The organism is Saccharopolyspora tripterygii (genome assembly GCF_054778355.1).
Genome location: NZ_BAAGZP010000027.1, coordinates 144125 through 167142, shown reverse-complemented (window position 1 = coordinate 167142; position 23018 = coordinate 144125). Strand labels below are relative to the sequence as shown.

Below are 23018 nucleotides of genomic sequence, written 5' to 3'. Positions count from 1 at the left end.
ACTCAGACGAGGGAGGTGTTCTCGTCGCCTTCGGCATCCTTCTCGGACACGGCGTGGTCGGCGAGCACGCCGACCTTGTGCCGCTGGACGAACCAGTAGTAGGCGAATCCGCCCACCGCGGCGATGCCGACGAACAGCACCGAGCTGTACTGCAGGTACCAGTGGAACGGCGGTTCGGCGTTGTAGACGTCCTTGCGCGGCCACGCGAGGTTGGTCGACATGCCCAGGCCCCACAGCACGGCCAGGACGTTGATCGGCAGGCCCCACTTGCCGAGGCTGAAGCGACCCTCCTCCTTGACCGGCTTCCACTTGCCGCGCAGTCGCGCGACCAGCATCGGGATCGTCACCAGCAGGTAGGAGATGTAGATCAGGATGATGGCCAGCGAGGTGATCGCGGTGAAGATCTGCGGCTGGCCGATGTTGACCAGCAGCAGCACGATCGCGACCACGCCGATGAACACCGCGGGGGCGACCGGGGTCTGGAACCGGGGGCTCACCCGGGCCAGCAGCTTGCCGGCGGGCAGCGCGTTGTCGCGGGCCATCGCGAACATGATGCGGATCGCGGCGGTGTGCACGGCCAGCACGCAGACGGTGATCGCCACGAAGATCGCGAGCAGGAAGAGCCTGCCGACGAACGGGCCGAGGGCATCGCTGAGCACGAACTGCAGGCCGGACTCCGCCAGCTCCGGGGCGTTGAAGTCGCGGGTGGCCATCATGCCGAACAGCAGGATGAGACCGCCGAGGACGAACGAGGCGATCAGCGCCCGCAGGATCGCCCGAGGTGCGTTCTTGTGCGGGTCGATCGATTCCTCACCCAGCGAGGCGGCGGTGTCGAAGCCGTACATCACGTAGGAGGAGGCGATGCCTGCGACGAGGAAGGCGCTGAGATAGCTGCCGCCGTAGGCGGATTCGGTGCCGTTGGTGTCGAGGACGATCGTCGGCGGGTTCACGATGACCAGCGCCAGGGCGATGATCAGCAGAACCGCGGCGGCCAGCTCGATGAACACACCGGTGGAGTTGATCTGCGCCATGAGCTTCACGCCGTAGGCGTTGACCAGCGTCGTGAACAGGATCAGCACCAGCGCCAGCAGGACCGCGTTGACCGCGGAGTCCGTGGCGTCGGCGCCATCACCGATGATCTGGAAACCGGCCCAGATCTGCGGCAGCGTGTTCTGGTACGCCAGCGCCGTCGCCGAGATCGACACGATCGAGGCCAGCAGCATCATCCAGCCGGCCAGCCAGCCGACGTGGGGACCGCCGAGCTTCTTCGCCCAGTTGTAGACGGACCCGGCGATCGGGTAGCGGGACGCCAGCTCGGCGAAGCTCAACGCCACCAGCAACTGCCCGAGGAACACGATCGGCCAGGACCACACGTAGGCGGGTCCGCCGAAACCGATCCCGAAGTAGGACAGTTGGAAGGTGCCGGTGAGCACCGAGATGTAGCTGATGCCCGCGGCGAAGGTGTGGAAACTGCCCAGGCTTCTCTTCAGTTTGTTGGTGTAGCCGAACTCGTTGAGCCCGGCGTCGTGACTGGTGGGCGCGCTCATGCCCCGAACTCCTTCCCCGGCCGACCGCACCCGCCGGGGACGGCAGACGGGGCGAACCGGGTTGGTTTGTTTGCGTAGCGCGAAATCCCGCTTCCCACAAGCTGTTTGCGGGAGGTGCGGTGGCGCGTCCGGCCACCGCACCGGCACAAGATTCCTTCCTTACTTCGAGGAGAACCAGTTCTGCGGACCGGGCCGCAGGTTCTGGTAGACGTGCTTGGCCTCCTGGTACTCGCCGAGTCCGCCCCGGCCGAGTTCGCGTCCGATGCCGGACTGCTTGAAGCCACCCCACTCGGCTTGCGGCAGGTAGGGGTGGAAGTCGTTGATCCACACGGTTCCGTGGCGCAGCCGGTTGGCGACCCGCTGGGCCTTGGCCGGGTCACAGGTGAACACCGCGCCGGCCAGGCCGTAGTGCGTGTCGTTGGCGATGCGCACCGCGTCGTCCTCGTCGGTGAAGCGCTCGACTGTCAGCACGGGACCGAAGGACTCCTCGTTCACCGCGTAGGTCCGTTGCTGCACCTCGTCGAGAACGGTGGGCAGGTAGTAGTGCCCGTCCGCGTAGCCCTCGCCCTCGGGGCGCTTGCCGCCGGTGCGCAGGACGGCGCCCTCGGCGACGGACTTGGCGACGTAGTCGTCGACCTTCTCCAGGTGCGCGGCGGAGATGAGCGGGCCGGTCTCGGCGTCGTCGTCGAACGGGCCGCCGATGCGGATCTGCTCGGCGCGGCGGACGATCTCGTCGACCAGCGCGTCGTGGAGCTCGTCCTGCACGATCAGGCGGGCGCCCGCGGAGCAGACCTGCCCGGAGTGCAGGAAGATCGCGGTCAGCGCGAAGTCCACGGCGGTGTCGAAGTCGGCGTCGGCGAAGACCACGTTGGGGTTCTTGCCGCCCAGTTCGAGCGCGACCTTCTTGACTGTCGGCGCGGCCATCGCCGAGATCTTCCGGCCGGTGTGCAGTCCACCGGTGAACGAGATCAGGTCTACGTCGGGGTGTTCGGCCAGCACCGAGCCGACCTCGGCTCCGGCGCCCAGCACCAGGTTCCCGACGCCCGCGGGCAGTCCGGCTTCCTCCAGCACGCGCATCAGCAGGATCGCGGTCGAGGGGGTCAGCTCGCTGGGCTTGAGGATGAAGGTGTCGCCGGCGGCGATGGCCGGCGCGACCTTCCAGGCCACCTGCAGCAGCGGGAAGTTCCAGGGCGTGATCATGCCGCAGACGCCGACCGGCTCGTACTGCACGCGGCTGATCGCGTCCGGGGTGCCGGTGTCGATGAGGCTGCCCGCGTCGGTCCCGGCCATCTTGCCGAAGTAGCGGAAGCAGGCGGCGATGTCGTCCATGTCGTACTCGCTCTCCACCAGGCGCTTGCCGGTGTCGAGCGATTCGGCTCGGGCGAACTCGTCCTTGTCGCGGACGAGGAGGTCGGCGACGCGCAGCAGCAGGTCGCCCCGGTCCCAGGCCGAGCTGGTGGACCAGGAACCCTCGTCGAAGACCCGGCGAGCGGCGGCGATGGCCTGCTCGGCCTCGGTCCGGCCGCCTTCGGAGACGGTGGCGACCAGCCGTCCGTCGGCGGGGCAGTGGATCTGCCGGGTGCGGCCGTCGGCGGCCGGGACCCATGTGCCGTCGATGTACAGCGTGGGCCCCGAATTGTCTGCTTGCGGCATGACTTTCCCCGTTTGTCGCTCGTGTGTCCGCTTTGGCGGCCATCATGAACACGCCTCGCGAGAGGCGGCTGGTTCACAATGCGGCGGACGCCGATTCGTCGCCACACGAAATCCGCACCTGGTGATGCGGAGCAATTCGCCGAATGGTGCGCGTCGTCCGCACTATTCGGTCCGCGAATTCACCTCCTGGTGGCCCATTCGGTGGCGATCTGGCGCGTTTTCTTCCGCATTCCGCGCGACGCATTTCCTGCCGCGCGGAAACGATTGGCCGCGGTGCCGGGAGAGGACCCTAGCACCAGGCGTGTACATCTGTACATCATCGGGTGTCGAGGATCTGCCGAAGTCCTGGAAAAATGCGCGATGAACTGGCCAAACGCGGTGCCGGTGACGTGGACCGCATCGGGATCGGGGCGGACGTGGCAAGCTGGATCTCCCGGACGCGGGCCGATCACCGCACGGCCGAACCGCTCGCCACCCGGATGCCGGAACTCGCTCACGCGCTGTGACAGGGGAGGAACACCGAGCGCATGTCGACCACCCAGCCCGCGCCGCCCGCTCGACGCAAGGACCCCGATCGCCGCGAGCGCATCGCCCGCGCCGCGATCGAGGTGGTGGCCGACCGCGGCGTCGAGAAGCTCACGCACCGCAGCGTGGCGGCTGCCGCGGGTGTCCCGCTCGGGTCCACCACCTACTACTTCGCCACCCTCGATGACCTGCTCGCCAGCGCTCTGCGCCAGGCCGCCGAGGACGACGTCGAGCACATGCGCCGGTGGGCGGCCGAGCTGGAATCCGGCCAGGACCTCGCCGAGGCGCTGACCGACCTGGTCCTGCACTACCTCGGGCCGGCTCGCGCGCAGACCGCGGTCGAGCACCAGCTCTACATCGCCGCGCTGCACAAGCCGGCGTTGCGGCAGGTGAGCCAGGAGTGGGACACCTGGCTGGCCGAGCTGTTCGCCTCCTACACCGACGAGTCGACCGGCCGCGCCCTGTCGGTGCTGTTCTGCGGTTGGCAGCTGCAGGGGATCGTCCGGGAATCGGTGCCGAGCCGAGACGAAATCGAGATGACTTTTCGGCGGATGCTGCAACCGGGTGCGAAAACCTGATTCCAACAGGCATTTCAGGGTCGGTGTCCGGATGGTCAACATCGGATGTCCGTTGGATTGCACTGGAATCAGGGCAGTTGATCTCAATGCGCTCGGCGAGGAAGATGTAGGCATAGCGATCCGTGTGGCACCGGTGTCGGTGATGTCGTCGTAGTCGTCGGTTTTCGGCTCGGCGAGACGCATCACCGGATGAATCTCCGGTGCGAGCGCGGACTTGCCGCGTCGGGGCGTGGCTCGCTCCCAGCACAATTGATCAACTCAGGTGGGGTGAGACCGTGGGGCACATCGAAGACCGCGAACTGGTACCGCTGAAGGCCGATTTCGACACCGTTTGGTACGGATACCGCCGTTCGCAGGTGAAGTTCTACATCCAGCAGACCGAAGCTGAGCTGCGGCTGGTCACCGAGGACAGGGACTCGGCGTTGAGCCAGGTCAACGAACTGTCCACGCAGCTCGACCAGGCGCGCGCGCAGGTCGAGGAGCTCAAGGCGGAGCTCGACGCGCAGGCGCAGGAGCCCATCTCGACCGAAGCCCTGTCCGACCGGATGCGCCGCATGGTCCGGCTCGCCCAGGACGAGGCCAAGGAGATCGTGGCCAGCGCTCAGGCGGCGTCCGAGCACGAGTGGGCCCGTTCCGAGCAGGCCGCCGCCGAGCTGCGCAACCGCTACGAGAAGCTCGTCGCCGAGGCCGACGAGTGGCGTCGCCAGTCCGAGCAGCAGCGCAACGAGATGATCGCCCGCACCCGCTCCGAGGTCCAGGACATGGCCAGGGAGGCCGAGCGGCAGCGCAGGCAGCTCGACAACGAGGCCGAGGACCGCCGCGTCCAGGTCGAGCACGACTTCGAGGTCTCCATGTCCGCCCGTCGCGAGGAGGCCATGCGCATCCTCGCCGAGCGGGAGCAGGCCAGCCGCGACGAGGCGCAGCGCCGGGTCCGCGAGGCCACGGCCGAGGGAGAGCGCCGCGTGCTGCGCGCCGACGAGTACTCGGCGACGATGCACCGGACCAGGCAGCAGCTCGCCGAGCAGGTGCGTGCCGCGCAGCAGATCCTCGGCAACGCAGAGCCGTTCCTGGTGGCCACCGAGACCGGTTCGGACACCGAGGGTTCGGACGCCTACGTGGCCGATACCGTCCACAATGGAGAATCGGACGTCGAGGTGCCCAAGCAGCGGGACGAGGAGCCGCTGCCGCAGGAGGCCGAGGCGACCGTCTGACGAGTTCCAGCAGCACCCGGGTCACGCACGCGCGCCCCGGGTGGAGGAGGGGTGAGGGAAGTTTTCATGAAAACTTCCCCCACCTACACGACAGTCCCCGGCCGCTCGCCGCGCGTTCGGCGGGCGGCCCACTGCTGCGCGCGGCGGACGGTGTCGAGAACTCGCCGCGCGCTTCCCGGTGGTTCGCTCGGGTGGCTAGATTGCTCCGATCGTTGTGCTCACCGGGAGGTCGGATGAACTGGCGCGGATGGGGAACCACCGCTGTGACCTGCGCGATGGTGCTGGTCGGGATGCCCGCCGGCGCGGCTCCGGCGGATTCCGTCGCGCAGCGGCTGGACGACGTGCCCGGCCTGACGGTGGTGGGCGAGCGGCCCACCGAACCGGGCTTCCGGTTGTTCGACCTGACCTTCACCCAGCCGGCCGACCACCGGCACCCGGACGCGGGCTCCTTCCAGCAGCGGCTCACCCTGCTGCACCGCGACCTCGCTCGGCCCTCGGTCCTCTACACCACCGGTTACGAGCTGCCCGCCAGCGCCAACCGGACCGAGCCGACGCAGTTGGTCGATGGCAACCAGATCAACCTGGAGCACCGCTTCTTCACGCCGTCGCGCCCGGAACCGGCCGACTGGAACGATCTCGACATCTGGCAGGCCGCCACCGATGAGCACGAGGTGATCTCGGCGCTGCGCGGTGTCTACGAGAAGCAGTGGATCACCACCGGTGCGAGCAAGGGCGGCATGACAGCGGTGTACCACCGCCACTTCTACCCGGACGACGTGGACGGAACCGTTGCGTACGTCGCACCGAACGATGTGGACAACGATCGTGACGCCTACGACCGGTTCCTCTCTTCAGTCGGTACCGATCAAGCCTGCCGGGAGTCCCTGACCGCCCTGCAGCGCGAGGCGCTGATCCGGAGACCGGAGATGATCGCCCGGTTCCAGGCGTTCGCCGACGCGCAGGGGATGACCTTCGACCGGATCATCGGCGACATCGATCGCGGGCTGGAACTGGTCGTGCTCGACGCGCCGTGGAGCTTCTGGCAGTACCGCGGCCAGCAGGACTGCGGGCAGGTCCCCGCGCCGACGGCGAGCACCGACGAGATCTACCGGTTCCTGGACGAGACGGTCGAGTTCGCCTTCTACACCGATCAGGGCATGGAGCCCTACGCGCCGTACTACTACCAGGCGGGAACCCAGCTGGGCTGGCCCGGCGTCTCCGACGAGCCGCTGGCGGACCTGCTGCACCACCGCGACCTCAGCCAGCCGCGCAACCTGGTCCCGCGCGAGATCCCGATGGAGTTCGAGCCGGGCGTCATGCGCGAGGTCGACACCTGGGTGCGCAGTCAGGGCTCGCAGCTGATGTTCGTCAACGGGCAGAACGACCCGTGGAGCGCGGAGCCCTTCGAGCCGGGCCGCCACGACTCGCACGGCTACCTGGTCCCGGGCGCCAACCACGGCGCCAAGATCGCCGGGTTGCCTGCCGATGAGCGCAGCGAGGCCGAAGCCACGGTCCGCCGCTGGGCGGGCGTCGACGTCCCGGCGCTGCGCAGCACGCGGATCGACCACCAGCCGCTGGAGCGTCACCCGCGTTGACGCGCGGCCTGCCGGTCGTAGAGGCGCAGCAGGAAGTCGTGGGCCGGGCGTTCGACCACCTTGGTCAGCGCCCATCCCACGGCGGTGCCGGTGACCAGCATCGCCGCGGTTTGCAGCAGCGGCGGCACGCCGCTGGTGTCCAGGTAGTGCAGCAGGATGTAGCCGATGGTCTGGTGGCTGAGGAACACGCCGTAGGAGATCCCGGCGAACCAGGTCACTGCCCGGGCGAGTTGCGGCGGGAGCTTCCAGTCCGGACCGCAGGCGACCAGGGTCAGCACCAGCAGCCCGAGGCAGACGCCTGCGGTGGAGCCCCAGTCGCAGTCCAGCACGCCCTCCGGGGTGCGGATGAAGTTGTGCATGACCTGGGCGAACATGCAGCTCGCCAGCAGCAGCGCGAAGTGCGTCCGCGAGAGGCGCCGGGTGGCGACCATCCAGATCGCCACCCCGGCGACGAACAGGTGCCAGCGGTGCGCGCCGAAACCGTCCACGAGCATCCGGTAGGTCTCGGGCGCTCCGGAGATGCGCAGGTGCCACTGCGCGAGCGGCAGCAGCACGGCCGCCCACAGCACCCACGGGAGCTTGGTGCCGTGGCCCCACCTGGTCGAGTAGAGCGCCGCGGCGAAGGAGAAGCCCATCAGCTGCAGCGGGACCGTCCAATGTGAACCGTCGAGGAAGGCGTAGTCCAACGGCTTCCAGTTCCACAGCATCAGCAGGTGGTCGGCCAGGTCCCGGCCGCTGGGCTCCACCCAGCTGGGTGGCCGCAGGAACCGGAGGACGAGCCAGATCACCAGCACCGCGCCGACGAACGGCGGGACGAGCCGGGCCATCCTCTTCCACCAGTACCGCCACACGCTGCCGCGTCCGATGGTGGCCGCCGCGAAGTACGCGGAGATCACCAGCAGCATGCTCGCGCCGACCTGGTACGGGAAGACGAGTCCTCGCGGGGAGAGCTCCGGGTGCGTCACGCGGCTCATGTGGGTCGCGTGGTAGAGCATCACCAGGACCACGCAGCCGGTGCGCACGATGTCCCAGCTGACCTTCCGGTTGCTCCGGGCTGAGACGCGGCCGGCGCGCGTGGAGGTCAGTTCGTGCACGCTCGCTACCTCGACTGTCGGTATGTCCGGAATCTGTGCTGGTAGAAGAGGGGGGATTCTGGGCGAACAGTCTAGACGCGTGCGCTGTTCGGCTGAGGCGGGGGCGCCGGTGACCTGCGCGCCAGCAGTGCGAAGCTCAGCGGCTCCGGCGTGCGCAGCTCGACGTCGTCGGGTTCGGGGCGCCAGTCCGCGACGGGCACCGCTCCGGGTTCCAGCGGTTCGAGGCCGTCGAGGTAGGAGAGCACGGTCTCGCGATCGCGGCTGGCCGCCTGCGGGCAGCCGTGCAGCTTCGTGCGCAGGGCCTGCGCGGGTGCCGGGGCGAACTCGTCGGTGAACTGCGACAGCGCCAGGAACGAGCCGGGGGACAGGGCGCCCGTGTAGTGCCGGATGACCTCCTCGGGCCGGTGGTGAGCGCCGAACATGTGCAGCACGCCGAACATCAGGACGGCCACCGGCTGTTCGAAGTCCAGCAGCCGCCGCGTCTCCTCGGCGCTGAGGACCGATTCCGGATCGCGGACGTCGGCGTGGACCATCGCGGCCGACTCGGTGCCGCCGAGCAGCAACTGGCCCTGCGTGGCGGCGATCTGCTCGTTGTCGACGTAGACCACGCGCGCGGCGGGATCCACCTCGGCGGCGATCTCGTGCGGGCTGCCCGCGCTGGGGATGCCCGAGCCCAGGTCGAGGAACTGCCGGACCCCCTGATCCAGGCAGGTGCGGATCATGCGCCGCAGGCAGTTGCGGGCGGCCAGCGCCTCCAACCGGACGTAGGGGGCCAGCGCGAGGATGCGCCGGGCCAGGGCGCGATCGGCCGCGAAGTTGCTGCCGCCGCCGAGCATGTAGTCGTGCACACGAGCGTCGCTCGGACGGTCCAGGTCGAGCGTCCTGGTGATCATCGGTCGGTCCGCCAATGTGTCTGCGAGTGACTTTCCTGATGCGTAGCGTAGTGATCAGCGCCCGTCCTGATCAGGTGAAAAATCCGCAGCGCAGTGACGCAGCGTCACCTCGTTGGAGTAGCCCGGAAGATCTGCGAAGCGCCCGGCCACTCCTGGGAGAGCCGCGAAAATGCGTTTCCGCAATTGTGAAAAATCCGAAAAAACTGCGGGCCCAACCGGCGGATCCGGGTCCGGATGAAGATCGAATGGCAAGTCGGTTGGCGCAGTGAGGCGAGTATCACCCAAAAGAGAGTCATCGGCTGTATGCTCTCCGTTACTATCTGCGTCGCGTACCAGTGCGCCCAAAGGCAGCCCCGACCCCCGCATCCGGCGATGAGGAACCGTTGATGTCGACCGACAGCCACGTGCAGCCGCGAGGAGAGTTCCCTTACCGGTTCCCGGCGGTCGTCGGGTTCGCGGTCACCTTCGTCCTCTCGGGCGTGATCCTGCTCTGGGCCGTGCTCCAGACCCCTTCGGCCGGATCGCCGATCACCGTCGTCGGCGGCCTGCTCGTCCTCGCGCTCTCGACGGCCGTGGCCGGACTCGTGCGCGGCGTGCAGATGACCCGGCACTACCGGGTGGCCACCGCCGGCATGAACGGCGACATGGTGCGGCTGGCCGAGGACGTCCTGCCCGAGATGGCCCGGGAACTGCGCGCCGGAGCGACCCCCGACGAAGCCGTCAAGGCGCGCAAGAACGACTTCAGCGTGCCGCACCGGCGCGTGATCAAGGCGATGTCCAAGGAGCTGGCCGCGAGCGAGAAGGTGCGCGCGGCCGCGCTGTCCACCTGTTCCAGCGCAGCGGGCCGCGTGCAGGCGCTGGCCACCGGCATGCTCGCCGACCTTCGCGAGATGGAGGGCAGGCACGAGTCCGAGGACGTCCTCGCCGACCTGCTCAAGCTCGACCACAGCACCGCGCAGGCCGGTCGGCTCGCCGACAGCATCGCCGTGCTCACCGGAGCCCGCAGCGGCAGGCGCTGGACCAAGCCGATCGTCATGGAGAGCGTGCTGCGCGGATCGATGGGCCGGATCAGCTCCTACCAGCGGATCCGCTTGCACTCCACCAGCACCGTCGCGGTCGTGGGCTACGCGGCCGAGGGCGTGATGCACGCGCTGGCCGAGATCATGGACAACGCCACCAAGTTCTCCCCGCCCACCGAGGAAGTGCACGTCTACGTCGAGGAGGTGCACAGCGGCGTCGTGGTCACCGTCGAGGACAGCGGCCTGGCGATGAGCGATGCCGCGCTGGCGCACGCCGAGCAGGCGGTGTCCGAGACCCCGCTGGACCTCGCCGAGATCTCCGGCAGCCGGCTCGGGCTCGCCGTGGTCGGCTGCCTGGCCCGCAAGCACGAGCTGTCGGTGTCCTTCCGCGCATCGGCGCGCGGCGGGACCGGAGTGGTCGTGATGATCCCGCAGAAGCTGATCACCCAGCCGCGCTCGGAACCCGAACGTCCCGCGGAGGAGGAGCCCGAGCAGGCGAAGCCGACGCTGGACTCCCGAATCGGCACCGAGAGCGAATCCACCGATCCCGGCGAACTCCCCAAGCGCCGCCGGGGACGAACCCTCACCGCAGTCCGCTCGGCGCCCGCCCCACGGCAGACCGAGGACAAGCGGCCGGACGCGGGATCGCGCTTCGGCGCGTTCTCCAAGTCCCGCCGTGACGAATCGTCCACATCGGACGATGAACCCCGATGACGCCCCCGATTCCCCCGATTGGAGGTGTGGGACACGGGTTGCCCCGCTCGTCGTCCCGCAACCGCGATGACCATCGACACCCGCGAACTCGACTGGATGCTTGAGAACCTGCTGCAGACCACCCCCGGCAGCAGACATGCGCTCGTCCTGTCCAAGGACGGCTTGAAGCTCTGCCACACGGCAGGTCTCGGCGCCGATCAGGCCGATCAGCTCTCGGCCATCGCCTCCGGGATCCAGAGCCTCTCCTACGGCGCGTCGGTGGAATTCGGCGACGGCACCGGGGGAGTCCGGCAGTCCATGACCGAGTTCTACGGCGGTGTCCTGTGCATCGTCGAGGCCGGGTTCGGAGCGCACCTGGCGGTGCTGGCCTCCGACGAGGCCGACGTCGGGATCGTCGGCCACAACATGAACCAGCTCGTCGAGCAGATCGGCGAGCACCTGCGGAGTCCCAGCCGGGTCGAGGTGTCATGACCAGGCGGCTGCTCGACGAGGAGAACCCGGACCGGCTCTACATCGTCACCGGCGGCCGCACCCGCCCCGCCGACGAGGGTTTCGACCCGGTGACCCTGGTCGTCGCCGAGGGCGAACCGACCCCGGGGATGCAATCCGAGCACGCCACCATCCTGCGCCTGGGGCGCCGACCGATCTCGGTGGTCGAGCTCTCCGCCGAGCTGCGGCTCCCGGTGAGCGTGGTGCGCATCCTGCTGGGTGATCTCCAGGCGATGGGCAAGATCACCGCCCGGCACCCCACCAGCCGTCGCGACCCGTCGGAGATCCCGACGCCCGACTTCCTCAAGCAGGTGCTCGTTGGACTTCGCAACATCTGACCGGACCCCGTTGCGGCACACCGCCTCCGACGGTTTGAAGATCGTCATCATCGGCGGGTTCGCGGTCGGCAAGACGACCATGGTCCGCTCGGTCAGCGAGATCCGGCCGTTGAACACCGAGGAGACCATGACCACCGCCGGCATCGGCGTGGACTCCACCGCGGGCGTGGGCGGCAAGACCACGACCACGGTGGCCTTCGACTTCGGCAGGCTCACGCTCAACGAGCGGATGGTGCTCTACCTGTTCGGGGCGCCGGGGCAGGAGCGGTTCTGGTTCATCTGGGACCAGCTGTTCAGCGGCTGCCTCGGCGCGATCGTGCTGGTGGACTCCCGCCGCATCGAGGACTGCTGGTACGCCATCGACCGGTTGGAGGAGCAGGGAACGCCGTTCGTGGTGGCGCGCAACGTCTTCGGTGTCCCCGGGCACGACTTGCGGCAGGTGCGCGAGGCGCTGGACCTGCCCGAGGAGGTGCCGATGATCGACTGCGACGCCCGGGAGCGCGAGGGCAGCAAGGAGGTCCTCGTGCGGCTGGTCGAGCACCTGCACGAGATGTCGCTGGCCCGGAGCCGGTGATGGACCCGCACGTGGGTGCGACCCCGTTCTTCGGCGCGCGGTTCCACCGCGACCCGGCTGCGGTGTACCGCCGGCTGCGCCACGAGCACGGCTCGGTGGCGCCGATCCAGCTCGAGGGCGGCGTGCCCGCCTGGTGCGTGCTCGGATATCGCGAAGTGCACTACGTGGTGGGCAATCCCGAGACCTTCAGCCGCGATCCGAGGCGCTGGAACCGGTGGAACCGCGTCCCGGAGAACTGGTCGCTGCGCGCCTACGTCGAACCCCGGCCGTCCGCGCTGCTGGCCGACCTCGCCGAGCACCGCACCCGCGGGAAGGGCGTGCACGAGGCTCTGGCCACTGTGGACGCCTTCGAGCTGGCGTCCGAGGTCGAACGCATCTGCGACACCCTGATCGACCGCTTCGCCGGGCGCGGTTTCGCCGACCTGGTCGTGGAGTACACCCACCAGATCCCGTTGCTGGCGATGGCCAAGATCTACGGGATCCCCGACGACGAAGCCCCGATGCTCACCCACGACGTCGCGCTGTCCGGGCAGGAGGGCGAGGAGGCGGTGCGGGCCCACGAGCGCACCGTCGGGCGGATGCTGCGCCTGGTCCGCGAGCGCCGCGCGAGGCCGTCCGGCGACCTGGTGTCGTACCTGGTGAAGCATCCGATCGGCTTCTCCGAGGACGAGATCGCCGCCGACCTGTTCATCACGCTGGGCAAGGCGCATCTGACCACATCGGACTGGATGGGCAACGCGCTGCGGCTGATGCTCACCGAACCCCGCTTCGCGATGGACCTGGCGGGCGGGCGCAGCAGCGTCGGCCACGCGCTCAACGAGGTCCTCTGGGAGGACACCCCGACCCAGAACCACGTGGGCCGGTGGGCGACGCAGGACATCCAGCTCGGCGGAAAGCCCATCAGGCAAGGGGATCTGCTGGTGCTCGGGCTGGCGGCGGCCAACGCCGATCCGCAGGTCCGGCCGCACGGCCATGAGGGCGCGATCGGCAACCACGCGCACCTGTCCTTCAGCCACGGGGAGTACGGCTGCCCCTACGCGGCGCAGGAGATCGCCCGGACCATCACGACCACGGGGATCGAGATCCTCCTCGACCGGCTCCCGGACACCGAGCTGGGGGTCCACCCGGACGACCTCACCTGGCGACCCTCGGTCCTCATGCGGGGCCTCACCTCCCTCCCGGTCACCTTCTCGGCCCACTGACCCCGTCCTGAAGAACCAGGGGAGGGGCGGCGCCGGAGGTCAGAGCCAGCGGTAGCGGCGTTCCGGGCGGCCGGTCCCCCCGTAGCGGAGGCGGACCTCGGCCCGGCCGGTCTCGACGAAGTGCTCCAGGTACTTGCGGGCGCTGACCCGGGACAGCTCGGTCGCGTCGGCGCACTCCGTGGCCGACAGATCACCTCCGTCCGCGGACTGGTCGCGGAGGATTTCCTCGACGATGCGGGAGGTTTCGGGTGACAGACCCTTGGGCGGTGTGACGTCGCGGGCCCGCGTGCCGAAGAGGCGGTCGACGTCCTGCTGCGCCGCCGGCGAGTCGCCGGGCAGCTCGGCGAGCGCGCGGTGGACCGAGCGGAAGTTCTCCAGCCGCTCCCGCAACGCCTCGTAGCTGAACGGCTTGATCAGGTAGTGCAGCGCCCCGCCGTGGATCGCGCCGCGCACGGTGTCGAGATCGCGGGCCGCGGTGATCACGATGACGTCGGGATCGGCGGAAGGACGTCCGCGCAGCTGGCGCAGCACGGACATGCCGTCGATGTCGGGCAGGTAGATGTCCAGCAGCACCAGGTCGGGCCGCAGCTCGTCAACGGCGACCACCGCGTCGGCCCCGGTGTGCGCGACGCCGACGACCTCGAAGCCCTCGACCCGCGAGACGTAGCCGCTGTGGACCTTGGCGACCATGAAGTCGTCGTCGACCACCAGAACTCTGATCATGCTCCCTCCCACGGCAAGCGCGCGGTGAACACCGCGCCGTCGGCGTTGTGCACCTCGACCGACCCGCCGCGCCCGCGGCAGATCTGCCTGGTCAGCGCGAGTCCCAGCCCGCGTTCGCCGCCGCGGGCGGCCTTGGTGGTGAAGCCGTGCCGGAACACCTCCTCGACGATCTCCGGAGCCACGCCGGGACCGGAATCGCGCACCACGACGGTGATCTCGTCGCTCTGCCGCAGCTCCACCTCGATCCACGCGTCCTTCGTGGACTCCAGCGCGTCGAGCGCGTTGTCGATGAGGTTGCCCAGCACGGTCACCACGTCGGCGGAGAGCTGTTCGTCGATCTCGCCGAGGAAACCGCCCTCGTCCAGCCGCAACCCCACGCCCCGCTCGGCGGCGAGGCTCGCCTTGGCGATCAGCAGCGCGGCGGTGGCGGGATCGCGCACGCGCGAGGTGACCTCGGTGTGCCACTGCTCGCTGTGATGGCTGATGCGCTGCACGTAGCGCTGCAGCTCGTCGTACTCGCCGAGCTCCACCAGCCCGGAGATGGTGTGCAGCCGGTTGGAGAACTCGTGGGTCTGGGCGCGCAGCGTGTCGGTGGTGTCGCGGTGCACCGCCAGCTCGCGCTGCAGGTCGACGAGCTCGGTGCGGTCGCGCATGGTCACCACCGCGCCGACCGAGGAGATCGGCATCCGGTTGAGCACCACGACCCGCCCTCGCCTCAGCACGATCTGGTCGACGCCGTCGGAGCGCCCGGTGAGCACGTCCCGGGCGCGATCCCCGAGCGCCAGGGCGTCGATGTCGCGGCCGAGGCAGTCCTGCGGGAGCGCCAGCAACCGCAGCGCCTGGTCGTTGACCAGCGTGATCCGGTTCTGCTCGTCCACGCCGACGACCCCTTCGCGCACGCCGTGCAGGAGCGCTTCGCGGTGCTCGACGAGCCGGGTGATCTCCTGCGGTTCCAGGCCCAGCGTCTGCCGCTTGACCCGGCGAGCCAGCAGCACCGAACCCGCGATGCCCAGGAACGCGGCGAACGCCAGCAGCGCGAGCGGGTTCTCCGGCGCTTGGCGCAGCCCTTGCAGCAGGTCCGGCGTGTTGCGTCCGGCCGCGACGATCCCGATGATGCGCGCGTTGTTGGAGATGACCGGAACGTGGGCGACGAGCGTGTCCGTCCCGTCCGCCGAGACCTCGCCCACCCAGGCCGAACCGTCCCGCACGGTCGACGCGCCCAGCGGCAGCGGTTGCCCGCGCTGGCCGGGATCGGGCGAGGTCAGCACGATGCCGCGGGCGTCGGCGATGATCACCTGGTCGGCGCCGGAGAGGCTGCGCGCGCTCTCGGCGAGGATCGGCAGCGCGTCCCGCCGGTAGGGGTCTCCCAGGCTCGCCCGGACGGTCTCGGTCGCGGCCACGTCCTCGGCGACCGAGAGCATCTTGCGCCCCTCGCTCGCGCGGAACGCGGCGTCGCTCTGCGACACGGAGTAGACGGCGACGGTGCCGAGCAGCACGAGGATGATCAGCAGCTGCCAGCTCAGCAGCTGCCGCGACAAGCTCCCCTGCACACGCAGCACCGCGCACCTCCTAGCCGGGAACGGTAACCGCTCGCGGCCGCGCCGCCGCAAAGCACCTGCTCAAAACGGACAGCACCGCTCCCGGGCCGTCCGGGTTCCGCTGCTTGCGCGCGAATTCCGCGTTCTTCACCCGCCCGGGTTACACAAGTTTCGGAAGTGTCGTTACGTGATTAAGGGAGACACGGCGCCGTGCGGGCGTGCAGCATGAGCCAGCTCACGTTCCGACCACAATGGAGAGGCGGGATCGCCCGTGCGGCTACGCAGCGCGCTGGCTGTGATCGCAGCCGTGCTGCTGGTGCTCCTGGTGCCACCACTGATCAGCACCAGCGGTGACAGCAGCGCCGAAGCGCAAATCAGGGGACTGCGGATGCTCGTCCCCAACTCGCCCGGCGGCGGGTACGACATCACAGCCCGGACCGCGGTCAAGGCGATGGAGGACGCCGGGCTGCAGGACAACACCGAGGTGTTCAACCTCCCCGGCGCCGGCGGCACCGTCGGGCTGGGGCGCGTGGTCAACGAGCGCGGCAACGGCAAGCTCGCCATGTCGATGGGACTCGGCGTGGTCGGCAGCGTCTACACCAACCACTCCCCGGTGTCGTTGGGAGACACCACGCCGATCGCGAAGCTCGTCGAGGAGTCCAACGTGATCGTGGTCGGCAAGGACTCGCCCTACCGGAGCTTCGACCAGCTCATCAACGACTGGAAGGCCCACCCCGGTGAGGTCCCGGTCGGTGGCGGTTCGTCCCCGGGCGGGCCCGACCACCTGGCGCCGATGCTCATGGCCAAGGCCATCGGCCTGCAGCCCAAGCAGGTCAACTACGTGCCCTTCGACGGTGGCGGCGAGCTGCTCGCCTCGGTGCTCGGCGGCAAGGTCGCCTTCGGCGTCTCCGGCATCGGCGAGTACCGCGACCAGATCGAAGCCGGTGAATTGCGCGTGCTGGCGGTGACCGGCCCGCAGCGCCTGCCCGGTGTGGACGCGCCGACGCTGCTGGAGTCCGGTGTGGACGTCAACTTCACCAACTGGCGCGGCATCGTCGCTCCGCCGGGGATGAACGAACGCGACCGCGCCAAGCTGGTGTCGCTGTTCGAGCGTCTCAACGCGACCCCGGAGTGGAAGGAAGCGCTGCAGCGCAACGGCTGGACCGAGGCGTACCAGCCGGGACCGCAGTTCGGTGAGTTCCTGGCGCAGGAGAACGACCGGGTGGCCACGGTGCTCAAGGAGTTGGGGCTGGCATGACCGAAACCGCGACCACGACCCCGGAAACCTCCACGTCGCCGAAGCGGAACTGGCTGCGGGAGCACTCCGAGCTGGGCATCTGCGTGCTGCTGGCGCTGCTCGGCGTCCTGGTGCTCGCCGACGCCGCGTCGATCTCGGCCGACTTCACCCAGCGCGGCCCGGTCGGCCCGAAGACCGTGCCGTTCCTCATCGGTGGCCTGCTGCTGGTCGTCTCGGTGCTGCTGGCCCGCGATGTGCTGCGCGGCGGGCGGGGCGAGTCCGAGACCGGCGAGGACGTCGACCTGTCGGCGCCCAGCGACTGGCGGACCGTGCTGCTGCTGTCGGCGTCGTTCCTGGCGAACGCGGTGCTGATCAACGTCATCGGGTTCCCGCTGTCCGGGATGATCCTGTTCTGGGGCTGCGCCTACGCGCTGGGCAGCCGCAACGCCGTGCGGGATCCGCTGCTGGCGGCGGTGCTCTCGGTGGCGACGTACTTCGTGTTCAACAACCTGCTCGGTGTCCCCCTGCCCGGCGGCCCGCTGATGGGGGTGCTGTAACAGATGGAATCGCTGAACCTTCTCCTCGACGGTTTCGCCACCGCGCTGACCCCGATGAACCTGGTGTGGGCGGCGCTCGGCGTGCTGCTGGGCACCGCCATCGGCGTGCTGCCCGGCATCGGACCGGCGATGGCGGTGGCGCTGCTGCTGCCCGTCACCTACGCGCTGGAACCGACGAGCGCGTTCATCATGTTCGCCGGCATCTACTTCGGCGGCATGTTCGGCGGGTCGACGACGTCGATCCTGCTGAACACGCCGGGGGAGAGCTTCTCGGTGATCGCCGCGCTGGAGGGAAACCCGATGGCCCGCAAGGGTCGTGGTGCTCAGGCGCTCGCGACGGCGGCGGTCGGGCACTTCATCGGCGCGATCGTCGGCCTGACCCTGCTGGTGCTGCTGGCCCCGACCGTGGCCTCGCTCGCGGTGGACATCGGTGCGCCCGACTACCTGGCGATCACGGTCCTGGCGTTCATCGCGATCACCTCGGTGCTCGGCAAGTCCCGGATCCGCGGATTCGCCTCGCTGCTCATCGGTTTGACGATCGGGATCATCGGCCTGGACGAGATGACCGGTCAGCAGCGGTTGACCTTCGGCATGCTGCACCTGGCGGACGGCATCGACGTCGTCATCGTCGCGGTGGGCCTTTTCGCGATCGGTGAGTCGCTGTGGGTCGCCGCGCACCTGCGGCGCAGCAACGCGGCACCGATCCCGGTCGGGCGCGCGCTGCTCGCCGGGTCCGACGTGCGGCGCACCTGGAAGCCGTGGCTGCGCGGCCCGTTCATCGGGTTCCCGTTCGGCGCGATTCCCGCTGGTGGCGCGGAGATCCCGACGTTCCTGTCCTATGTGGCCGAACGTCGGCTGTCCAAGCACCGCGAGGAGTTCGGCAAGGGCGCCATCGAGGGCGTCGCCGGGCCGGAGGCGGCGGCGAGCGCGTCCGCTGCGGGCACCATGGTGTCGATGCTGACGCTGGGTCTGCCGACCACGGCGGTGGCGGCGGTGATGCTTGCCGCGTTCCAGCAGTACGGCATTCAGCCCGGTCCGCTGCTGTTCGAGCGCGAGTCGGAACTGGTCTGGGCGCTGATCGCCAGCATGTTCATCGGTTCCGTGCTGCTGCTGGTGCTGAACCTGCCGCTGGCGCCGGTCTGGGCGAAGCTGCTGCAGATCCCGAGGCCGTACCTGTACGCGGGCATCCTGTTCTTCGCCAGCGTCGGTGCCTACGCGGTCGGCGGGGAGTCGCTGGACCTGGTGCTGCTGTTCGTGGTCGGGCTGATCGGCTTCGCGATGCGTCGGTACGGCCTGCCGGTCCTGCCCGCGATCATCGCGGTGATCCTCGGGCCGACCTCGGAGCAGCAGATGCGGCGGGCGCTGCAGATCAGCGATGGCAGTCTCAGCGGGCTGGTCAACACGCCGTTCGCGATCACGGTCTACTGCATCGTCGCGCTGATCCTCGTCTGGCCCTTGCTCGCTCGTCTCCTGCCCCGGCGCGAGGCGACCCCGGGAGAACCCCAGGAAGGGGAGCGGGTGGACGCCTGACCCCCGAGGCGTCTCCCTCCGGTGGCCCGGTCGAACTCCCCCGTCCGACCGGGCCACCTCGCAGTTTCCGCTGCTGACAGGCAACATCGCGCACTTCTGCCGCCGGCGGGGCATGACCTCGAATCCAATTTGGCCGGAAACCCGGAAAAAGTCTCGGCGAGGCGATCCGGGGTTTCCGACACGACCGGTGAATGTCCGCAGGGCACGGGGATCAGCGCGGGTTGCGCGGAGTTACTACACTGATCGAGGTGGTGGACTATCGGATCGACGACCTCGCTCGCACTGCGGGAACGACGGTGCGCAACGTGCGCGTCTACCAGGATCGCGACCTCCTGCCGCCACCTCGCAAGGAGGGCCGCACGGCGATCTACTCCGACGCGCACCTGACCCGGCTCAAGCTGATCATCAGCATGCTGGAGCGGGGATACGCATTCGCCCAGATCAAGGAGATGATCGGAGCCTGGGAATCCGGCCGCAGCCTCGGTGAAGTGCTCGGGCTGGAGGAGGTCGTCGCGGACCGGACCTGGGCCATGGAGAAGCCGCGCTCGGTGACCCTCGGCGAGTTGCGCAAGAACTTCGGTTCGCAGATCACCCCGAGTGCGGTCAAGCGCGTCATCGACCTGGGGATCCTGGAGCGTCGCGGGCGCGGATTCGTCACCACGAGCCCCCTGCTCTACGACGCGGCCGTGGAGATGGTCTCCCTCGGCATTCCGCTCGGCGAGACGCTGACGATCGCCGAGGACATGCTCGGCAAGGTCGACGAGCTCGGCGACGACCTCGCCGACCTGGTCAAGGAGCACGTCGTGACCCGCGTGATGACGGTCGAGGAAGCCGCGCCGTACTACGGCGACGTCATGGACCGGCTGCGCCCGCTGGTGTTCAACGCTCTGCAGGCGGCGGCAATCCGCTCCGCCGAACGGCTCATCCCGGCGGTGGTGGGGGAACGCATGGCCGACGCCATGGCTCAGACGCGCCTCCCCGAAGGGAGTCAGGAACCCTCCCCGGGCTGAACCTCCCCGAACTCCGCCCGCACGACCGCTTCGGTCCACTGTGGACCTAGGGAATCATGATCGGTTCAGTTCGGTGTCGTGGGCGGTCAGGGCCTCGCGTTCAGATGCCCATCCGGCTGGGGTGACGCCGTTTCAGCGGAGAGCGAGCTGCGAATCCCGTCGAAATCCTGGTTCTGGTCGTTGTCGCCGCCAGGAAGGGGCCCGCGGCCCGGATGCCATCATTATCCCGCAAGGACTGGCGACGGTCCGTGCGGACGCGGGTCCGGTCGCCATCCTCGATGAGCTGGAAGGCGCGAGAACATGACACCGAACCCGGCCGGGTGGCGAGCTTCGTCGCGGTCTCAGAACGTGAGTTCCCGCGTCGAGGTAGGCCCTTTGAGACCCGGTGTTGCCGTGCGGAATTCGAGGCACCAGGACGGCCGCTACCTCACGGCTTCCGCGGAGCAGTGGAGGTCGTTCCTCACCGCGGTCAAGACCGGGCGTTTCGACCGTTGACGTGCGAAGGGGCTCCTCCCGATCGAATCGGAGGAGCCCCTTCGGCGCGTTCTATCTCAGTTCTTGCCGAAACCCGCCCTGCGGAGGGCGTCGGCCATGGAACCGCTGGGAGCGTCGTTGCGCTGACGGCCACCGCCGCGGTTCTGCTTGCCGCCGCCGTTGCCCCCGCGCGGACCACCGCCGTTGCGGTTGCCGCCGCCGTTGCCGCCTCCGCCGCGCGGGCCGTTGCCCCGGCCGCCTCCGGCGCGGGAGCCCTGCTCGGCGCGCTCGGGCTTGCCGCCCTTGCCCGGCTCGTCGTCCAGCCGCAGCGTCAACGAGATCCGCTTGCGCGGGATGTCGACGTCGAGGACCTTCACGCGGACGATGTCACCGGACTTGACCACGTCGTGCGGGTCGTTGACGAAGTTCTTCGACATGGCCGAGACGTGCACCAGGCCGTCCTGGTGGACTCCGACGTCGACGAACGCGCCGAACGCGGCGACGTTGGTGACCACGCCCTCCAGGGTCATGCCCTGCTGGAGGTCGGCGATCTTCTCCACGCCCTCGGCGAACGTCGCGGTCTTGAACTCCGGACGCGGGTCGCGCCCCGGCTTGTCGAGCTCGGCGAGGATGTCGGTGACGGTCGGCAGACCGAACTGCTCGTCCACGAAGTCCTGCGGGCTCAACTGCCTCAGCAGCGTCGCGTTGCCGATCAGCGAACCGATCTCGCTGCTGGTGCTCGCCAGGATCCGGTGCACGACCGGGTAGGCCTCGGGGTGCACCGCGGAGGAGTCCAGCGGGTCGTCGCCGTCGGGAATCCGCAGGAAGCCCGCGCACTGCTCGAACGCCTTCGGGCCCAGTCGCGCCACGTCCTTGAGCGCCTTGCGGTCGCGGAACGGGCCGTTGCCGTCGCGGTGGCCCACGATGTTGGCCGCGAGCGTGTCGCTGATGCCCGAAACCCGGGTCAGCAGCGGCGCGGACGCGGTGTTGACGTCCACGCCGACCGCGTTCACGCAGTCCTCGACCACAGCGTCCAGCGAGCGCGACAGCTTCGACTCGGAGACGTCGTGCTGGTACTGGCCGACGCCGATGGACTTCGGATCGATCTTGACCAGCTCGGCCAGCGGGTCCTGCAGCCTGCGGGCGATCGAGACCGCGCCGCGCAGCGACACGTCCATGTCCGGCAGCTCGCGCGAGGCGTAGGCGGAGGCGGAGTAGACCGACGCACCGGCCTCGGACACCGAGACCTTGCTGAGCTTCAGCTCCGGGTGCTTGCTGATCAGCTCGCCGGCCAGCTTGTCGGTCTCCCGCGAGGCCGTGCCGTTTCCGATGGCGATCAGGTCCACGTCGTGCTGCTGGGCCAGCGCGGCCAGCTTGGCCAGCGCCTGGTCCCACTGCCGCTGCGGCTGGTGCGGGAAGATCGTGTCGGTGGTCACCACCTTGCCGGTGCCGTCGACGATCGCGACCTTGACACCGGTGCGGTAGCCCGGGTCGAGACCCATGGTGGCGCGGGAACCCGCGGGCGCGGCCAGCAGCAGGTCGCGGAGGTTCGCGGCGAACACCCGGACGGCCTCGTCCTCGGCGTGCTGGCGCATCCGCAGGCGCAGGTCGACGCTCAGCCGGGTCAGCACGCGGGTGCGCCACGCCCAGCGGACCACGTCCGAGAGCCACTTGTCGGCCGGGCGGCCCTGCGCGGAGATCCCGAACTGCTGGGCGATCCGCAGCTCGTAGGGCGTCGGGCCTTCCACCGGGGTGCCGTCGTCGGGCTCCAGCGAGAGCTCCAGCGCCTCCTCGTTCTCACCGCGGAACAGCGCGAGGATGCGGTGCGAGGGCAGGGCGGTGAACGCTTCGTCGAACTCGAAGTAGTCGGCGAACTTCGCGCCTTCCTCCTCCTTGCCCTCGCGGACCTTGGAGACGATCCGGCCGCGCGTCCAGACCTGTTCGCGCAGCTCACCGATCAGGTCGGCGTCCTCGGAGAAGCGCTCCACGAGGATCGAGCGGGCACCGTCCAGCGCGGCCTGGGTGTCGGCGACGCCCTTGTCGGCGTCCACGAAACCCTCTGCGGTGGTCTGCGGATCGTTGCTCGGATCCGAGAGCAGCTGGTCGGCAAGGGGTTCCAGACCGGCCTCGATGGCGATCTGGGCCTTGGTGCGCCGCTTGGGCTTGTAGGGGAGGTAGATGTCCTCCAGGCGCGCCTTCGAATCCGCGGCGTTGATCTGGGTTTCGAGCTCGTCGGTGAGCTTGTCCTGCGAGCGGATCGACTCCAGCACCGTGGCGCGCCGCTCTTCGAGCTCGCGCAGGTAGCGCAGCCGTTCTTCGAGCGTGCGCAGCTGGGCGTCGTCGAGCGCCCCGGTCACTTCCTTCCGGTAGCGCGCGATGAAGGGCACGGTCGACCCGCCGTCGAGCAACTCGACAGCAGAGGCCACCTGGCCTTCGCGGACCCCGAGCTCCTCGGCGATCTTCTGATGAACAGTCGTCACGTTTCCTGGTTCCGCCTTCTCTGCGATCTTCGCCAGA

21 protein-coding genes are annotated in these 23018 nt (G+C 69.2%); 14 read left to right on the top strand and 7 right to left on the bottom strand.

The genetic code is table 11. The features are described 5' to 3' along the window. Positions 1–2: 2 nt before the first annotated feature. Both ACYVF3_RS20450 and ACYVF3_RS20445 read right to left on the bottom strand, forming a co-directional pair. Complete coding sequence (locus ACYVF3_RS20450) at positions 3–1547, bottom strand: APC family permease (protein WP_461155833.1); 1545 nt, start codon at positions 1545–1547, stop codon at positions 3–5. 159 nt (positions 1548–1706) lie between these two features. Then, complete coding sequence (locus tag ACYVF3_RS20445) at positions 1707–3200, bottom strand: aldehyde dehydrogenase family protein (protein ID WP_461155832.1); 1494 nt, start codon at positions 3198–3200, stop codon at positions 1707–1709. A 353-nt stretch (positions 3201–3553) separates the two neighbouring features. On the opposite strand from ACYVF3_RS20445, the gene ACYVF3_RS20440 reads away from it, so the two are divergent. The 4 genes from ACYVF3_RS20440 (at position 3554) to ACYVF3_RS20425 (ending at position 7109) form a co-directional block, all read left to right on the top strand. Beyond that, positions 3554–3706, top strand: coding sequence for a hypothetical protein (locus tag ACYVF3_RS20440; RefSeq protein ID WP_461155831.1), 153 nt, complete (start codon positions 3554–3556; stop codon positions 3704–3706). Between the two features lie 21 nt (positions 3707–3727). Continuing rightward, positions 3728–4303 carry a TetR/AcrR family transcriptional regulator gene (locus tag ACYVF3_RS20435; RefSeq protein ID WP_461155830.1) on the top strand — a complete coding sequence of 192 codons (576 nt, stop codon included), beginning with the start codon at positions 3728–3730 and terminating at the stop codon, positions 4301–4303. Positions 4304–4578: 275 nt separating this feature from the next. Beyond that, on the top strand, positions 4579–5514 hold the full coding sequence (locus ACYVF3_RS20430; RefSeq protein WP_461155829.1) for a cellulose-binding protein: 936 nt from the start codon (positions 4579–4581) through the stop codon (positions 5512–5514). A 233-nt stretch (positions 5515–5747) separates the two neighbouring features. Further along, on the top strand, positions 5748–7109 hold the full coding sequence (locus ACYVF3_RS20425; protein ID WP_461155828.1) for a S28 family serine protease: 1362 nt from the start codon (positions 5748–5750) through the stop codon (positions 7107–7109). Here the strand turns inward: ACYVF3_RS20425 and ACYVF3_RS20420 are convergent. Together ACYVF3_RS20420 and ACYVF3_RS20415 are read right to left on the bottom strand one after the other, a co-directional pair. Further along, positions 7097–8203 (bottom strand): acyltransferase family protein, encoded by a 1107-nt coding sequence (locus ACYVF3_RS20420; RefSeq protein ID WP_461155827.1) that lies wholly within the window; start codon positions 8201–8203, stop codon positions 7097–7099. The two genes, ACYVF3_RS20425 and ACYVF3_RS20420, sit on opposite strands and share 13 nt — an antisense overlap. Positions 8204–8274: 71 nt before the next feature. Then, the gene (locus ACYVF3_RS20415; RefSeq protein ID WP_461155826.1) at positions 8275–9096 is read right to left on the bottom strand and encodes an SAM-dependent methyltransferase; all 822 of its coding nucleotides are present in this window, start codon (positions 9094–9096) and stop codon (positions 8275–8277) included. Between the two features lie 386 nt (positions 9097–9482). On the opposite strand from ACYVF3_RS20415, the gene ACYVF3_RS20410 reads away from it, so the two are divergent. The 5 genes from ACYVF3_RS20410 (at position 9483) to ACYVF3_RS20390 (ending at position 13432) form a co-directional block, all read left to right on the top strand. After that, positions 9483–10829, top strand: a complete 1347-nt coding sequence (locus ACYVF3_RS20410) for an ATP-binding protein (RefSeq protein WP_461155825.1) — start codon at positions 9483–9485, stop codon at positions 10827–10829. Positions 10830–10895: 66 nt separating this feature from the next. Then, positions 10896–11300: a roadblock/LC7 domain-containing protein gene (locus ACYVF3_RS20405; protein ID WP_461155824.1), complete on the top strand. Its 405-nt coding sequence runs from the start codon at positions 10896–10898 to the stop codon at positions 11298–11300. Beyond that, on the top strand, positions 11297–11656 hold the full coding sequence (locus ACYVF3_RS20400; protein ID WP_461155823.1) for a DUF742 domain-containing protein: 360 nt from the start codon (positions 11297–11299) through the stop codon (positions 11654–11656). The genes ACYVF3_RS20405 and ACYVF3_RS20400 overlap by 4 nt, the downstream gene beginning before the upstream one ends. Continuing rightward, the gene (locus ACYVF3_RS20395; RefSeq protein WP_461155822.1) at positions 11637–12230 is read left to right on the top strand and encodes a GTP-binding protein; all 594 of its coding nucleotides are present in this window, start codon (positions 11637–11639) and stop codon (positions 12228–12230) included. Before ACYVF3_RS20400 ends, ACYVF3_RS20395 begins: the two co-directional genes overlap by 20 nt. Continuing rightward, on the top strand, positions 12230–13432 hold the full coding sequence (locus ACYVF3_RS20390) for a cytochrome P450 (RefSeq protein ID WP_461155821.1): 1203 nt from the start codon (positions 12230–12232) through the stop codon (positions 13430–13432). Before ACYVF3_RS20395 ends, ACYVF3_RS20390 begins: the two co-directional genes overlap by 1 nt. 39 nt (positions 13433–13471) lie before the next feature. Here the strand turns inward: ACYVF3_RS20390 and ACYVF3_RS20385 are convergent, their stop codons facing one another. Next, positions 13472–14155 carry a response regulator gene (locus ACYVF3_RS20385; protein WP_461155820.1) on the bottom strand — a complete coding sequence of 228 codons (684 nt, stop codon included), beginning with the start codon at positions 14153–14155 and terminating at the stop codon, positions 13472–13474. Further along, positions 14152–15714 carry a sensor histidine kinase gene (locus ACYVF3_RS20380; RefSeq protein WP_461155819.1) on the bottom strand — a complete coding sequence of 521 codons (1563 nt, stop codon included), beginning with the start codon at positions 15712–15714 and terminating at the stop codon, positions 14152–14154. Before ACYVF3_RS20380 ends, ACYVF3_RS20385 begins: the two co-directional genes overlap by 4 nt. 250 nt (positions 15715–15964) lie before the next feature. On the opposite strand from ACYVF3_RS20380, the gene ACYVF3_RS20375 reads away from it, so the two are divergent. The 5 genes from ACYVF3_RS20375 to ACYVF3_RS20355 all read left to right on the top strand — a co-directional run bounded on the left by ACYVF3_RS20375 (position 15965) and on the right by ACYVF3_RS20355 (position 20522). Then, on the top strand, positions 15965–16951 hold the full coding sequence (locus ACYVF3_RS20375; protein ID WP_461155818.1) for a Bug family tripartite tricarboxylate transporter substrate binding protein: 987 nt from the start codon (positions 15965–15967) through the stop codon (positions 16949–16951). After that, positions 16948–17487 carry a tripartite tricarboxylate transporter TctB family protein gene (locus ACYVF3_RS20370; protein ID WP_461155817.1) on the top strand — a complete coding sequence of 180 codons (540 nt, stop codon included), beginning with the start codon at positions 16948–16950 and terminating at the stop codon, positions 17485–17487. Before ACYVF3_RS20375 ends, ACYVF3_RS20370 begins: the two co-directional genes overlap by 4 nt. 3 nt (positions 17488–17490) lie before the next feature. After that, positions 17491–19017 carry a tripartite tricarboxylate transporter permease gene (locus tag ACYVF3_RS20365; RefSeq protein WP_461155816.1) on the top strand — a complete coding sequence of 509 codons (1527 nt, stop codon included), beginning with the start codon at positions 17491–17493 and terminating at the stop codon, positions 19015–19017. A gap of 248 nt (positions 19018–19265) precedes the next feature. Further along, positions 19266–20027, top strand: coding sequence for a MerR family transcriptional regulator (locus tag ACYVF3_RS20360; RefSeq protein ID WP_461155815.1), 762 nt, complete (start codon positions 19266–19268; stop codon positions 20025–20027). Positions 20028–20327: 300 nt separating this feature from the next. Then, positions 20328–20522, top strand: coding sequence for a DUF397 domain-containing protein (locus ACYVF3_RS20355; protein ID WP_461155814.1), 195 nt, complete (start codon positions 20328–20330; stop codon positions 20520–20522). Between the two features lie 56 nt (positions 20523–20578). On the opposite strand, the gene ACYVF3_RS20350 is transcribed toward ACYVF3_RS20355, so the two are convergent. Then, the gene (locus ACYVF3_RS20350; RefSeq protein ID WP_461155813.1) at positions 20579–22981 is read right to left on the bottom strand and encodes a Tex family protein; all 2403 of its coding nucleotides are present in this window, start codon (positions 22979–22981) and stop codon (positions 20579–20581) included. Between the last annotated feature and the right edge of the window lie 37 nt (positions 22982–23018).